Below are 14,323 nucleotides of genomic sequence, written 5' to 3' on the forward strand. Positions count from 1 at the left end.
ATATTAAAATACGATCCCGACAACCGCGTCGGGATTTTTTTTACAAATAAATTTGCGTAATCAAATGATTACATATACTTTCGTGTAATCATTTGATTACATATATATATGGCAGCAGAAGCAAGAAGAGATGTTTTTCAGGCAATTGCAGATCCCACCAGGCGTGAGATATTGGGCATGATTGCCTTTGAACCAATGAATTTGAATGCCATTGCTGATAAATTTGATATCAGCAGACCGGCTGTATCTAACCACATAAAAATACTTACGCAGTGTGGCATGGTGGTAATAAAGCAACAGGGTAGAGAGCGCTACTGCGAAGCTAAGCTTGACGCATTAGGGGATGTATCCACCTGGATTGACCAGTATCGCCAGTTGTGGATGGAGAGATTTGACTCACTAGATAAATACATTAATAAAATACAGCATAAAAATCAGCCAAAATGATAAATCAATCAAAACAAGGGCTTAAAATAGTACGCCATTTTAATGCACCAAGAGAAGTAGTATTTGAAGCGTTTGCCAATGCCGAAGCGATGGGAGAGTGGTGGGGCCCTGCGGGCATGGACCTTATAGTAAAAGCTTTTGACTTTACCACCGGAGGTAAATTTCATTATAAAATGGAAGGACATGGCCAAACCATGTGGGGCTTGTTCAAATACGGCAACATCAATAGGTACGATTTAATAGAATTCACCAGTTCATTCTCAGATGAAACCGGCAATATCTGTACTTCTCCGTTCCCGATGGATTTTCCGCTGGAGATTTTCAATCAACTTACTTTAACGGAGACTAATGGTCGTACAACACTAACATTACAAGGTAGTCCGATAAACGCCACTACAGCCCAAGAAGATACTTACCATTCTATCAAAGACAACATGCAAGAAGGCTTTGCCGGTACGTTTGATAAATTGGATAGATACCTGCAATCGCGCGCGGAATTAAAGAACAACCTACGAACAGACAATAAGCCAAGAGTTTGTACTTATCTTAATTTTCCGGGTAATACTGAAGAGGTGCTTAATTTCTATCGCACAGTGTTCAGATCAGCGTTCTCTGGTGGGATCAAGCGATTAGGTGACTTCCCGGCACATGAAGGCCAGCCGCCATTGTCTGACGACGAAAAGAAAATGATATTACACGTTGAGCTACCCATAATCGGCGGCCATGTATTAATGGCAACTGATGCTCCTGAAAGTATGGGCTTTAAAGTCATTCCCGGAAACAATATGCATATCCACATTGAACCAGGCTCAAGAGCAGAAACCAAAAGGTTGTTCGACGAGTTGTCTGTAGATGGTGTGGTAGAAATGCCGGTACAAGATGCATTTTGGGGTGCGTATTACGGTAACTTTACTGACAAATACGGCATTAATTGGATGCTAAGCCACAAAGACTAACCATACCTCAACAATATGAAAGTAACAAAAGTTATTTGTTGGGTGGTTACCCTGCTGTTTGCTGGGTTTATGATCTTTAGTTCCATCTCTAACGTTACCATGGCAAAAGAGGCGGTGGCTTTTATGAAGCAACTTGGTTATCCAGCTTATTTCATCCCCTTTATCGGTGTGGCTAAAATTTTAGGATGTATCGCTATCCTTGTTCCGGGCTACTACCGCATAAAAGAATGGGCCTATGCGGGTTTGTTTTTTGATTTGATTGGCGCTACCTATTCATTAATATGCGTGTTTGGCGTAAATTCAGCACTACTGTTTATGCTATTAGCTATTGGGCTGGGTGCGGCGTCCTATATGCTTTACCATAAAGTATACGGCCAGCCTGTTAAGACGCTGTAATACAGCACTACCAGTAAAAAAAAAAGGGCGATACTGATGAAGTATTGCCCTTTGTTTTTTTATAAAGAAATTTGTTATTTGATCAAATTTGGCTTTACGGCTTTCTCCCAAATATCATAACCCAATTTTGTCATGTGCAGTTTATCACCTACGTAAAGTTCGGGGCGCATTTTTCCGTCTTTGGCAAGCATAAGGGGGTATATATCAATAAACTTAGTGTTCTTTTCTTTAGCAAAAAAGTCTTTCATCCTTTTGTTAAACTCAAGCTCCATAGGTACAATTACCTCGCGCGACGGGCTGGGTTTCATACCAATATAAAGGATAGGCACCTCGGGCATTTTTGCACGAATAGCGCTGTACAACTTCATGGTACGGTTGTAAACAGAATCTACTGTCGAGTTTAAACGTTTGTCTACCAGGTCGTTCTCGCCCACATATAACACAATTTGTTTGGGCTGATATTTTAATACGATATCATTTAAATAAAATAAAACGTCATTAGTTACCGCGCCGCCTATACCGCGATTAAGTACCGGGTAATTAGCAAAGATCCACTGTGCATCGTCCCATCTCCGGATAGATGAACTGCCGGTAAATATAATGGGGTGTTGCGGTGGGGCAAACATGCCGTCGTATCTTTTAATGGCCTGCACATCGTCCCACATGGGTGGTTTTGGATTTGGTACCTGCTGCGCCTTGGCAAACTGCACAACGGTAAACAAGCTAAAAGCTAATGCTATAATAAAGTGCTTTTTCATTTTAAGGGGTAATTATAATTGGTGTTGCAAAATACTGCAAAAAATTAAAATTTGGTTCATAAGTTTTAGATAATATGTAACATTACAGCTAATAAGCATTCTCACAAAATTTAACACTTTTTAACAAAATTACCGGCAATTTGATTGGCAAAAAATTGATTTGCTGTTTAAGTTTGCCTACCAATATTTAATACTGCTAAATGGAAGAATCATTAAGTAATACAGCGCAACCCTTAGCTGGTGCACCAACCTCATATTCTACGGACATACGTGCCATCAACGAGATGATCCAGCACGAGAGCGCGTTTGTTGATCTGCTGCGCTTGGAGATGGATAAAGTAATTGTAGGTCAGAAAGCTATGGTAGACCGCCTGCTGATAGGTTTACTGGCCGACGGGCACATACTTTTAGAAGGCGTACCCGGTTTGGCAAAAACATTAGCCATTAACACCTTAGCTAAAGCTATCCAGGCAGATTTTAGCCGGATACAATTTACGCCAGACTTGTTGCCTGCCGATTTAGTAGGTACCATGATATACAACCAAAAAAAGGAAGAGTTTATAGTTAGGCAGGGGCCTATTTTCTCGAACTTTATTTTGGCCGATGAGATTAACCGGGCACCGGCAAAAGTACAAAGTGCCCTCTTAGAGGCCATGCAGGAGAAACAGGTAACCCTTGGCGATAATACCTTCCCGCTACCAAACCCTTTCCTGGTACTGGCTACACAGAACCCAATAGAGCAGGAGGGAACCTACCCGCTGCCCGAGGCGCAGGTTGACCGCTTTATGCTGAAAGTAGTGATTGGCTACCCAAGTAAAGAGGACGAAAAACGCATTATACGGGCAAACATATCCCCGCAAGGTATGCTAAAACCAAACGCTATTATTAAGCCCGAGGATATTGTACGTGCCCGTAAAGTTGTGCGCGAGGTTTATATGGACGAAAAGATTGAGCAATACATTATTGACATTGTTTTCGCTACCCGTTACCCCGAGCAGTACAAACTTGCTAATTATAAAAATCTGATCAGCTACGGCGGTTCGCCGCGTGCAAGCATCAACCTGGCGCTGGCTGCAAAAGCTTACGCGTTTATAAAAAGACGTGGTTATGTTATTCCGGAAGACGTTAGAGCAATAGCGCACGATGTTTTGCGTCACCGTATTGGTTTAACCTACGAGGCGGAAGCCGAAAGCATGACTAGTGAAGACATCATCACCGGTATATTAAATGCGGTAGAGGTACCTTAATATTTAGAATCGAGGAATTAAGCGTCAAGAATCAGGAACGGAAATTCAAAAACCTTCTGACTATTGCCTCTTAACTCTATTTCAACATGGCACGAGATACCCAGGAATTATTAAAAAAGGTTAGGAAGATAGAGATCAAGACCCGCGGGTTAAGTAATCATATCTTCTCGGGCGAATACCATTCGGCGTTTAAAGGCCGAGGTATGGCCTTTAGCGAGGTGCGCGAATACCAGGTGGGCGACGAGATCCGCACTATAGACTGGAACGTTACCGCTCGTTTTAACCACCCTTATGTTAAGGTGTTTGATGAAGAGCGCGAGCTTACGGTAATGTTATTGATGGATGTGAGCGGCTCCGGTAATTTTGGCACCATTAATCAGCAAAAGCTTGATTTGGCTACAGAGTTATGCGCGGTGCTAGCATTTTCTGCCATACAGAATAATGATAAAGTAGGGGTGATATTTTTTAGCGATAAGATAGAGAAATTCATTCCGCCTAAAAAAGGCCGCGGCCATATCCTGATGATCATCAGGGAACTGATAGCTTTTGAGCCTGTAAATAAAGGCACTGATGTTGGCGGCGCGCTTAAATACTTTACATCGGTTATCAAAAAGAAATGTACCGCATTTATTATTTCAGATTTTATTAGCCCTGTGTTTGAAGCCGAGCTAAAGATCGCCAACAAAAAGCATGATGTAATTGCGCTGAGATTATTCGATAATCATGAAAACGAGTTTCCTGATCTTGGATTGATCCCGGTGGTAGACGAAGAAAGCGGCCAGATAGCCTGGGTTAATACCGGCGATAAAAACATCCGCGAAGCGTATAAACTAGAAGCGTTGAGCCGAAACGCCGGTATACAAGAAACCTTTAAAAAATCCGGGGTTGATACCACATCAATAGGTACACATGAAAGTTACGTTAAACCATTGATGACATTATTTAAAAAGCGCGAGAAAAAGCGATAATCAACCATGAATAAAATGTTTTTAAAATACACTTTCAGGTTGCTTTGTACGACACTCCTTTATACAGGCATAGCATCGGCACAGTCTGTAAAAGTTGAAGCTTCTTTACAAGATTTTACAATTAAAATAGGCGACCAAACCAAACTGTTTTTAATAGTTAGCCAGGCGGCTAATGAGCGTGTAACCTTTCCAAAACTTCAGGATACTATTACCGGGCCAATACAAATTGTAAGTACCAATAAGGCCGATACAGTTGTTGATCAACAAGATAAAAATAGAATAACGGTAACCCAGGGTTATACCATCACCAGCTTTGAGGCAGGTATTCATAATTTACCGGCTTTTACCTTTGGTACTTCGGCGGGGGCATTAAGAAGCAACGAATTATCATTGCAGGTGCAAACGGTCAAAATAGATACCTCAAAAGCTATCTATGATATTAAACAGCCCATAGTTGTTACGTACACCTTTATGGATTGGGTTAAGGATAATTGGATTTGGCTACTTGCCGTTTTATGGATGATTGTGTTAATAGGGGGCATCGTTTATTATCTGCGCAACCGGCCAAAGGCAGATGCGATTATAAATATACTTAAACCTGCCGTACCACCGCATACTATTGCCTTAGGTAAATTAGCCGATCTGAATGCCAGAAAAGTATGGCAGCAAGGTGACTTCAAAGAATACCACACCGAACTGGCGGACATTATCCGCGAATACCTTGAGCAACGCTACGAGATAAAGGTGTATGAGAAGACTACCGACGAGATATTGACCTCGCTCAACAATCGGGCTATGAACAGCGAAGCTAACGTACTTTTAACACAGCTTTTAACGCTAGCCGATTTGGCTAAGTTTGCCAAGTTTAATCCTCTGCCAATTGAAAACGAGACAAGCATGGATAATGCTGTAGCGTTTGTATTAAAAACCAAAGAGGAAAGCAAATCGACCACAAATAACCATACTAGAGGGAGCGGCATTGATGGAACTATTTAAAAGTATCGAATTTGCATCGCCCGATTTCTTTTGGTTGCTACTGATTATCCCGGTAATGGTTACCTGGTATATATGGCGGCAAAAGGTACTTGTTGGCCACTTAAATATCTCGTCTATAAAGGGCTTTACTTTGCCGGTTAAAAGCGTGGTGCCAAAATTAAGGCACCTCGAGATCGTTTTCAGATCCCTGGCCATTATTGCTTTAGTAGTTGCACTGGCTCGTCCTCAAACCTCGTTGAGTTGGCAAAATAGTACCACGCAGGGTATAGATATCGTTATTGCGTCGGATATATCGGGCAGTATGCTCGCCGAAGATTTTAAACCTAACCGTTTAGAGGCCGGTAAAAACATCGCTATCGATTTTATAAAGAACCGCCCTGACGACCGTATTGGCCTGGTGATATTTAGCGGCGAAAGTTTTACACAATGCCCTTTAACTATTGACCACTCGGTATTGATTAACCTGTTTGCCGATATTAAAAACGGGATGATAAACGACGGTACCGCCATAGGCATGGGTTTAGCAACTGCAGTCAATAGGCTTAAAGACAGCGAAGCAAAAAGCAAAGTGGTTATATTGCTTACAGACGGATCAAACAACTCGGGGTCAATTCCGCCTATTACCGCTGCCGAAATCGCGAAGCAGTTTAACGTGCGGGTTTATACCGTTGGTTTAGGCACAAAAGGCTTTGCTCCTTACCCGGTACAAACGCCTATGGGCGTACAGTACCAACGCGCAGCGGTAGATATTGATGAGCCTACGCTTACCAAAATTGCGCGCATTACCGGCGGCAAATACTTTAGGGCTACTAATAACGAAGCGCTTAAAAATATTTATGAGCAGATAGACAAAATGGAGAAAGCCAAGATTGATGTAACCCAATACAATAAAAAAACAGAGCTATTTTTCCCGTTTGCCTTTATTGGGCTGTTGTTTTTAGTGTTAGAGTTTGGTTTTAAAAATACATTACTGAAAGGAGCGCTAACCTAATGCTACGTTTTGCACATATCGAATACTTATGGGGATTAGCTGCAATCCCGCTTTTTCTGCTGATATTTTTGTGGGTTAATAACTGGAAACAAAAAGCACTTAAAGCTTTGGGCCATCGCCAGGTAATCAACAAAATTGTTCCCGCGGTTTCTTTTTCTGCCCCGAAGATTAAGTTTGCGCTGTTTATGCTGGCTTTTGCCTTTCTGGTTGTTGGGATTGCTGACCCGCAGATTGGATCAAAGATAGTGGAAGAAAAACGGAAGGGGGCTGATTTAATGATCCTGCTTGACGTATCAAACAGTATGCTGGCACAGGACATGGCGCCAAACAGGTTAGAGAATGCCAAACTAGCCATATCTCAGTTAATTGATAATTTGCACAGCGACCGTATAGGCATGATAGTTTTCGCCGGCGAGGCATACGTGCAACTCCCGGTAACAACAGATTACGCCGCCGCCAAGCTATTTTTAAATACCATAAATACGGATATGGTGCCAACACAAGGCACAGCTATTGGCGCGGCTATTGAGCTTGGACTGAAATCGTTTGATTTTAAAAACGGTACAGGTAAAGCTATGATTGTAATTACAGATGGCGAGAACCATGAAGATGATGCTATTGCTGCTGTTAAAAAAGCGGTCGATCAGGATGTATCTGTAAATGTTATAGGCATGGGATCAGAAGAGGGAGCCCCAATGCCGGTTTATCGCGATAATAAACAAGTTGGTTTCCGCACCGATAGCTCAGGGCAATCTGTAATTACCAAGCTAAATGAGGCCATGTGTAAAGAGATAGCTGCCGCCGGTAAGGGGACATATGTACGGGCTACCAATGCTAACAGCGGCCTTAATATTGTGACAAGCCAGATAGAGAAAGTTCAGCGTAAAACTTATGATGCCAAGTCTTTTAAGGATTTCGAAGATCGCTTTCAATACCTGATAGGTTTAGCGCTGCTTTGCCTGGCTATTGAATTTTTTATTACTAACCGTAAAAGTGTACGCTTAAGTAACGTTAAATTATTTGAGGTAAGGAACGGATGAGAGCGATATTAATAATAGGTGTGATTTTGCTTTCGGCTGCGCGATTACAGGCGCAGGATAAAAGCTATGTTAAAAAAGGTAATGATCTGTATCAGCAAAAAAAATACACTGAGGCTGCGGAACTTTATACCAAAGCTGTAGAGAAGAAAAAGGAAAGCGTTGAAGGACAGTTTAACCTTGGCGACGCTTTTTACAAACAAAAAAAGTACGACAAAGCCGCTGAGCAATTCTCGAAAATTGCAGAAAGTAACAAAGACAAAACTACTACCGCCCGCGCTTACCATAACTTGGGTAACACACTTTTAGAAAGTAAAAAACTGGAGGAGAGTGTGGCTGCTTATAAAAAGGCTTTATTGAACGATCCAAAAGACGAAGAAACGCGCTATAATTTAGTTTATGCGATGGATCAGCTAAAAAAGCAAAATAAGGGTAAGGACGGTAAAAACAAAGACGAGAAAAAGGATAAAAACAAGAAAGACCAGGATAAAAAGGATCAGAACAAAGACGATAAAGACAAAAAGGATCAGGATAAAAAAGACGATAAAAGCCAGCAGCAGCAACCACAGCCTCAGCCTGATAAAATATCCAAGGAAGACGCGCAACGTATGTTAGACGCGCTTAACAACCAGGAGAAACAAACCCAGGAGAAGTTAAAAGGTAAAAAAGCAAAAGGTGTGGCGGGGAAACCTTTAAAAGATTGGTAGCAATCCGCAATTGATAAATGAAGATCAAATATTACATAACCATATTATTGTTGTTGTTTGCGGCTGCACTGTTTGGGCAGGAGGTTAAGTTCCAGGCGTCAGCAAGTAAAACAACGGTAGGTACGGGCGAGCAGTTTCAAATCACGTATTCTATAAACGGTAACGTTGAAGGATTTGCGCCGCCGGCTATGGCCGATTTTCAGCTACTAAGTGGCCCCAATGTATCAACCTATATGGAGTTTGACAATACCGGTAACAGGGCTTACAATACAACCTATAGCTTTATATTAATGGCCGTGCGTGAAGGTTCATTCAGTATTGGTGCGGCAACTGTAGCCGTTAACGGAAAAAAGTACACATCAGCCCCGATAAAGATGGCGGTGGTTAAGGGCAAAGTCGTTCCACAAAACAACAATCGCCCGAAAGCTGAGGGAGAAAATACAGTAGACCTATCGAAACAGCTATTCTTAAGGGCTGTGGTTGATAAATCAGATGTATATCAGGGCCAGCAAATCACTTTAACCTATCGGGTATACACCCGGGTAGACATTCTGCAAAATCAACTTAATAAAATGCCGGATCTTACCGGCTTTTGGGCAGAAGAGGTACGCAGCAATCAACCTGCACAATTTAAGATAGATACCTATAAAGGCCAGCGCTATAACGTGGCTGATCTGCGGAGGGTGGTATTATTCCCTGAGCATTCTGGCAACATTACCATTGAGCCATTTAGCATGCAGTTTATTGCGCGTGTACAAAGTGCACCGCGCGATTTTATGGATCAGTTTTTTGGCAATAATGTCCAAGAGGTTAATTATATGGCCAAAAGCTTGCCGGTGGTCATCCACGTAAAGCCATTGCCTGCGACTGGTAAGCCGCCGGGCTTTGCCGGCGCGGTTGGCAACTTTAGTATCCAGGCATCGGTTGATAAAACCCACCTAAAAGCCAACGAACCTATAAATTATAAGGTTAGGATTTCGGGCGCGGGCAACCTTAAGCTACTGAAAGATCTTAATCCGATATTTCCTGCTGACTTTGAAAAGTACGATCCTAAATTAACAGATAGCATTAATATCACTAACAAGGGCTTAACCGGCTATCGCGATTATACTTACGTGGTGATACCAAGGCGTAAAGGCGATTTTACTATCCAACCGCTAAACTTCTCATACTTTAATCCGGCAACTAAAAAGTATGTAACCCTGCAAATCAAAGCTTTCAACGTAAAAGTTGAGAAAGGCCTTGCCGACGAAAACGTGGCTTCACTGGCAGCTGACGATGCCGAAATCGATAAACCGTTGGACAAGGATATTCACTTTATAAAAACGGGCGATGCAGGTTTAAAAAAGCGGGGCGAGGCTTTTTTTGGGTCCACCGATTTTTATTTGTTATTGCTACTAGGCCCGGTAATGTGCGCAGGAGCTTTTGCTTACCGCAATATAATGCGCAAGTACAATAGCGACATTGTTAAAGTAAAAAGCAGGGGAGCTGGTAAACTTGCCGCAAAACACCTGGCCGCTGCTAAAAAAGAGTTGCAAGCCAACAATACCAAAGCGTTTTATGAGGAATTGTTTAAAGGTTTCTATGGTTATTTAAGCCACAAACTCAATCTATCATATGCAGATCTGGACAGGGAAACCGTTGCTGCGACACTGAAGGCGAGGGGGATAAGTGAAGGCTTGATTACGCAATTGTTAGAAACCATTGATCTGTGCGAAATGGCCCGTTATGCGCCGGTAACACACATATCACCTACCGAGGTTTTTGAAAAAGCAAAGAACATCATTAATGCTATTGAAAATGAAATTTAAACGGCTCATTATATTGTTTTGCTTTCTGGCATTATCAACCTTTTGCCTTGCGGCGGATGGATTGGAGGGCGATGCCTTTTATGCAAAGGGCCAATACAAGGAAGCCATTGCCAGTTACCAGTCAGTTATTAATGGCGGGCAGCAGTCTGCAGCGCTGTTTTACAATTTGGGCAACGCCTATTTCAAATCGGGCGAGCTACCGTCAGCGATTTTATATTTTGAAAAAGCTCGGCTCTTGTCGCCTGGCGATGAAGACATCAATCACAACATCCGATTTGCCAGCACCCGAACAGTTGACAAAATTGAAGAAGCCCCGCAGTTTTTCTTAACAAAATGGTGGAACGGAATAGTGTTGCGTTTTTCTGTAGATAATTGGGCAATAATTGCAGTAGTTACACTCATAACTGCTTCAATCTTGCTTATCACTTACTTTTTTAGCCTAAAGCCTGCAATAAAAAAGGTTTCATTCTTCCTGGCAATCGCTTTTTTTGTAGCGGCATTACTTTCCATCTTAATGGCAAAAAACCAGGTCGACTATTTCAGTACAAACAAGCAGGGAATCATCTTCGCCAGTGTAGCCAATGTTAAAAGTAGCCCGGCTACACAAGCGAAAACCGCTTTTGTACTGCATGAGGGCACAAAAGTTAACCTGAAAGAAACCAGCGGTGGCTACACCAGGATAATACTGGCAAACGGAACCGAAGGCTGGCTTAAATCAAACGATATTAAGGAGATTTAAGCCTAAATTAATCAGCGATTTCAAAGTGTTGGCGCAGCTTTTCTTCTTCTAAATCAAGTAATTCAAGCTGGTGCCTCACCAGGCTATCGCTGATGTTTTCCTTTTTGTTTAGGGTTAATAACAGGTCTCGTTGCTCTTTAAGTAAGCGGGCCATAACGTGACGGTAATCTTTGTAATACGCTTCGGCGCGAGTGATATTGTCGTCTTTCTCCCAATCTTTAAGCAATTCCATGTCAGCGCTATAACGCATCTTTAACGATTTAATCATATCGTTATTTTCAGCTTGAGCCAGGTAGGTTGTATCCAATAAATTAAGCGATAATTGGGCTAGCTTTTTACGTACCAACTGCCGCTGCTGTGCGGTCGGCATGGACATATCCGGGTCGGGCATGTTAATCCATTTCACTAACAATGGCAGTGTAAGTCCTTGTAATACAAGTGTAACCAATATTACCGAAAAGGTGATAAATAAGATCATATCCCGGTTAGGAAATGGCCCCCCGCTTTTTAAGACCACCGGTATGCTCAAAGCTGCCGCCAGCGACACCACGCCACGCATGCCTGTCCAACCCAATAAGGCAGGCGCTTTCCACCCGGGGTTTGGGTCTGCAACGGTTATGATCTTACCCATTACAACGGTAACAACAGCAGCAGCGTAAGTACATATAAAACGCCCGACAATTAATACACCGATCACAATGGCACTATACTTTATAGCCGGTGCAATGCCTGCCGGGCCAAGGTGTTTAATAATAACAGGAAACTCAAGTCCGATCAATATAAAGACGAATCCATTAAGTACAAAAGCTACTGCCTCCCAAACATTAATGCTTTGTAACCTACTTCGATGTGATAAAAACTCGTGTTGCCTTGCAGACATGAACAAGCCACCGCTTACTACTGCCAATACACCCGAAAAATGGAACTCTTCAGCCGCCATATACATGGCGTACGGTGTTATAAAGGTCAGAATTACATCCATATTATTTGATGTTGGTAACCACCGGTGAATGCAATAAAATAGCAGCGCTACCAATAAACCAATGGCAATGCCCATAACTATCACCAGCACAAAATCAGTAGCGGCATCGGCAAATACAAAACTGCCGGTTAGTATAGCAGCCAGGGCAAACCTGAAAACCACTAAGCTGGATGCATCATTTAACAAACTTTCGCCCTCAACTATGGTGACAAAGCGTTTAGGCACTTTTATGTTTTTTAATATCGCGCTGGCCGACACTGCATCAGGGGGAGATACAATGCCGCCCAATAAAAAGCCCGTAGCTAAGGTAAAACCAGGTATCAGGCTCGATGATACAAACGCCACAGCGCATGATGTGAGTATCACAACGGGGAAAGCAAAGCTGCTGATTACGCGGCGCCATTTCCAAAAATCCTTCCATGAGGTGTACCAGGCAGCTTCATAAAGCAGTGGTGGCAAAAATATAATAAATATGAGTTCGGGCTGTATTTCAACCCCTTGTAAAAATGGCACAAACCCTAACGGAAGGCCAATTAGTACAAGTAAAATGGGGTAGGCCACCTTGATCTTTTGGGCCAACATTACACTAAATAAAATGACGGCTAAAAGGCAGGTATATTGGATGACGGCAGTATGCATGCTCTAAAAATACAATAAAGCGCTAAATCAGCCAATAAAACAACAGAAATCAAAATTTTATGTTCAAAAACTTAAGTTGACTATACAAGATAAAAGTTGAATTATTGATTTTATAATCACATATTTGTAAATACCAATTCATGCAACGCAAGTTGCTATTGCTTTATAAAAGATAAAACTATGCAAAACAATTACCTGCTAAAGCGTATCCCACAAAAGATGCTTTTATGGGCGGTTTGTGTGCCTTTTTTTGCTTCGGCTCAAAACAGACAACAACCTCAGCAATCAATAGCGCTGAATGATCTTTCGGCGTTCAAATCTCCAAGTGCCAACTGGTCTGTTGCCGACTCTGCCGCTGCCGACTTTACCAAGCACAACACCGTAACAAAAACGGATGGTGCCGGTATATTGGTCAGCATCCCCGGTAAAGGCGAGAATAAGGACATCTTTACTGTAATGGAGCATGGCGACATAGACCTGAGCGTTGACTTTATGATGCCTAAAGAGTCAAACTCCGGTATCTACCTGCAAGGCCGCTATGAAATTCAGTTGCTTGATAGTTGGGGTAAATCAGCTTTAACCAGCGGCGATCTTGGCTCAATTTATGAGCGGTGGGATGATAGCCGACCTGCCGGACAACAAGGGTATGATGGTGTTGCGCCACGTATCAACGTTAGCCGCGCGCCGGGTTTATGGCAAAATATCCGCATCCGTTTTCAGGCACCTAAGTTTGATGCAGGCGGCAAAAAGATAGCTAACGCACGTATAGTTAGTATAGTGTTAAACGGTGTACCAATTATTGAAAACGCCGAGTTGCAAGCACCAACCCGCGGATCTGCTTTCCCTAACGAAGCCGCTACCGGTCCGTTGCGTATTCAAGGAGACCATGGCGCGATTGCGATAAAAAATATTCGTTACAGCACCCGCGTAAACAACACGCAGGCAGATGGGACACGTAATGTATGGGATTCGAGTGAAAAACCTGTAAACGTTGAAGTTAATGGCACGCCTATCGTTTTTCGCAGTTTCGCTGATATCCCCGGCAAAAGGGTAACCCATGCCGCCAACGTTGGCCTGTTAAAAAATATCAGCTATGGCTATGATCTAAGCAACGGTACAATTTTCCAACTGTGGAAAGGCAATTTTGTAAATGCGTCCCCAATGTGGTTATCTCGCGGCGACGGTAACTCTGTAGCTAACGGAAGTATTGTCTCTTTAGACGATAAACCAGCACTCGCATATGTCCGTAGCGAAACCGATGCATGGCCCGATACTTTAGCTAAAATGGTTTACAAACCAAAAGGCTATGAGCTTGATGGCGACGGCATACCTACTTTTAAATATGAGTACGATGGCGTTAAAATTAACGATAGATCAACCAGTGACGATGGCAAAGGCCTGTTACGCAGAATTAGCGTTGATGGCCTTGCAGCACCTAAAGATCTTTACGTACGGGTAAGCGAGGGTAGCGATATTGCCGACCTGGGTAATGGCATGTATGCTATAAACAACTTTACTTATTATGTGCAGTTGGATAAGGGTGTTAAACCACTTATCCGTGCATCTGCAAAAGGTAAGGAGATGTTGCTGCCGTTGAAGAATACCGACAAAGGAACCTTTGTTCAATATTCACTGATCTGGTAATTAGT

General features: G+C 42.6%; 14 protein-coding genes. 12 read left to right on the forward strand and 2 right to left on the reverse strand.

Annotated features, from left to right (window positions below):
• Positions 1 to 108: 108 nt before the first annotated feature.
• The 3 genes from ACFSYC_RS11395 to ACFSYC_RS11405 are packed head-to-tail and all read left to right on the forward strand — an operon-like array spanning position 109 to position 1,799.
• A complete protein-coding gene (locus ACFSYC_RS11395; RefSeq protein WP_377127366.1) occupies positions 109 to 447 on the forward strand; it encodes an ArsR/SmtB family transcription factor in 339 nt (112 codons plus the stop codon).
• Positions 444 to 1,403, forward strand: a complete 960-nt coding sequence (locus ACFSYC_RS11400) for an SRPBCC domain-containing protein (RefSeq protein WP_377127369.1) — start codon at positions 444 to 446, stop codon at positions 1,401 to 1,403. The genes ACFSYC_RS11395 and ACFSYC_RS11400 overlap by 4 nt, the downstream gene beginning before the upstream one ends.
• A gap of 15 nt (positions 1,404 to 1,418) precedes the next feature.
• The gene (locus ACFSYC_RS11405) at positions 1,419 to 1,799 is read left to right on the forward strand and encodes a DoxX family protein (RefSeq protein ID WP_377127372.1); all 381 of its coding nucleotides are present in this window, start codon (positions 1,419 to 1,421) and stop codon (positions 1,797 to 1,799) included.
• 74 nt (positions 1,800 to 1,873) lie between these two features.
• Here the strand turns inward: ACFSYC_RS11405 and ACFSYC_RS11410 are convergent, their stop codons facing one another.
• The gene (locus ACFSYC_RS11410; protein WP_377127375.1) at positions 1,874 to 2,557 is read right to left on the reverse strand and encodes a GDSL-type esterase/lipase family protein; all 684 of its coding nucleotides are present in this window, start codon (positions 2,555 to 2,557) and stop codon (positions 1,874 to 1,876) included.
• A 200-nt stretch (positions 2,558 to 2,757) separates the two neighbouring features.
• On the opposite strand from ACFSYC_RS11410, the gene ACFSYC_RS11415 reads away from it, so the two are divergent.
• The 8 genes from ACFSYC_RS11415 to ACFSYC_RS11450 all read left to right on the forward strand — a co-directional run bounded on the left by ACFSYC_RS11415 (position 2,758) and on the right by ACFSYC_RS11450 (position 11,053).
• Entirely contained in the window at positions 2,758 to 3,804 is a 1,047-nt protein-coding gene (locus ACFSYC_RS11415; protein WP_449288989.1) for an AAA family ATPase, read from the forward strand.
• Between the two features lie 86 nt (positions 3,805 to 3,890).
• Positions 3,891 to 4,772: a DUF58 domain-containing protein gene (locus tag ACFSYC_RS11420; protein ID WP_377127377.1), complete on the forward strand. Its 882-nt coding sequence runs from the start codon at positions 3,891 to 3,893 to the stop codon at positions 4,770 to 4,772.
• A gap of 6 nt (positions 4,773 to 4,778) precedes the next feature.
• The gene (locus tag ACFSYC_RS11425) at positions 4,779 to 5,768 is read left to right on the forward strand and encodes a hypothetical protein (RefSeq protein WP_377127380.1); all 990 of its coding nucleotides are present in this window, start codon (positions 4,779 to 4,781) and stop codon (positions 5,766 to 5,768) included.
• A complete protein-coding gene (locus tag ACFSYC_RS11430) occupies positions 5,755 to 6,759 on the forward strand; it encodes a vWA domain-containing protein (RefSeq protein WP_377127383.1) in 1,005 nt (334 codons plus the stop codon). Before ACFSYC_RS11425 ends, ACFSYC_RS11430 begins: the two co-directional genes overlap by 14 nt.
• Positions 6,759 to 7,799 carry a vWA domain-containing protein gene (locus ACFSYC_RS11435; RefSeq protein WP_377127386.1) on the forward strand — a complete coding sequence of 347 codons (1,041 nt, stop codon included), beginning with the start codon at positions 6,759 to 6,761 and terminating at the stop codon, positions 7,797 to 7,799. The genes ACFSYC_RS11430 and ACFSYC_RS11435 overlap by 1 nt, the downstream gene beginning before the upstream one ends.
• Positions 7,796 to 8,503, forward strand: coding sequence for a tetratricopeptide repeat protein (locus ACFSYC_RS11440; protein ID WP_377127389.1), 708 nt, complete (start codon positions 7,796 to 7,798; stop codon positions 8,501 to 8,503). The genes ACFSYC_RS11435 and ACFSYC_RS11440 overlap by 4 nt, the downstream gene beginning before the upstream one ends.
• 17 nt (positions 8,504 to 8,520) lie before the next feature.
• Entirely contained in the window at positions 8,521 to 10,314 is a 1,794-nt protein-coding gene (locus ACFSYC_RS11445; RefSeq protein ID WP_377127392.1) for a BatD family protein, read from the forward strand.
• The gene (locus ACFSYC_RS11450) at positions 10,304 to 11,053 is read left to right on the forward strand and encodes a tetratricopeptide repeat protein (RefSeq protein WP_377127395.1); all 750 of its coding nucleotides are present in this window, start codon (positions 10,304 to 10,306) and stop codon (positions 11,051 to 11,053) included. Before ACFSYC_RS11445 ends, ACFSYC_RS11450 begins: the two co-directional genes overlap by 11 nt.
• 7 nt (positions 11,054 to 11,060) lie before the next feature.
• Here the strand turns inward: ACFSYC_RS11450 and ACFSYC_RS11455 are convergent, their stop codons facing one another.
• Complete coding sequence (locus ACFSYC_RS11455) at positions 11,061 to 12,674, reverse strand: Na+/H+ antiporter (RefSeq protein ID WP_377127398.1); 1,614 nt, start codon at positions 12,672 to 12,674, stop codon at positions 11,061 to 11,063.
• A gap of 180 nt (positions 12,675 to 12,854) precedes the next feature.
• Between ACFSYC_RS11455 and ACFSYC_RS11460 the strand changes: the two genes are divergently transcribed.
• Positions 12,855 to 14,318 carry a 3-keto-disaccharide hydrolase gene (locus tag ACFSYC_RS11460; RefSeq protein ID WP_377127400.1) on the forward strand — a complete coding sequence of 488 codons (1,464 nt, stop codon included), beginning with the start codon at positions 12,855 to 12,857 and terminating at the stop codon, positions 14,316 to 14,318.
• Positions 14,319 to 14,323 lie beyond the last annotated feature (5 nt).

It is taken from the genome of Mucilaginibacter antarcticus (genome assembly GCF_042686155.1).
GTDB classification, from domain to species: domain Bacteria; phylum Bacteroidota; class Bacteroidia; order Sphingobacteriales; family Sphingobacteriaceae; genus Mucilaginibacter; species Mucilaginibacter antarcticus.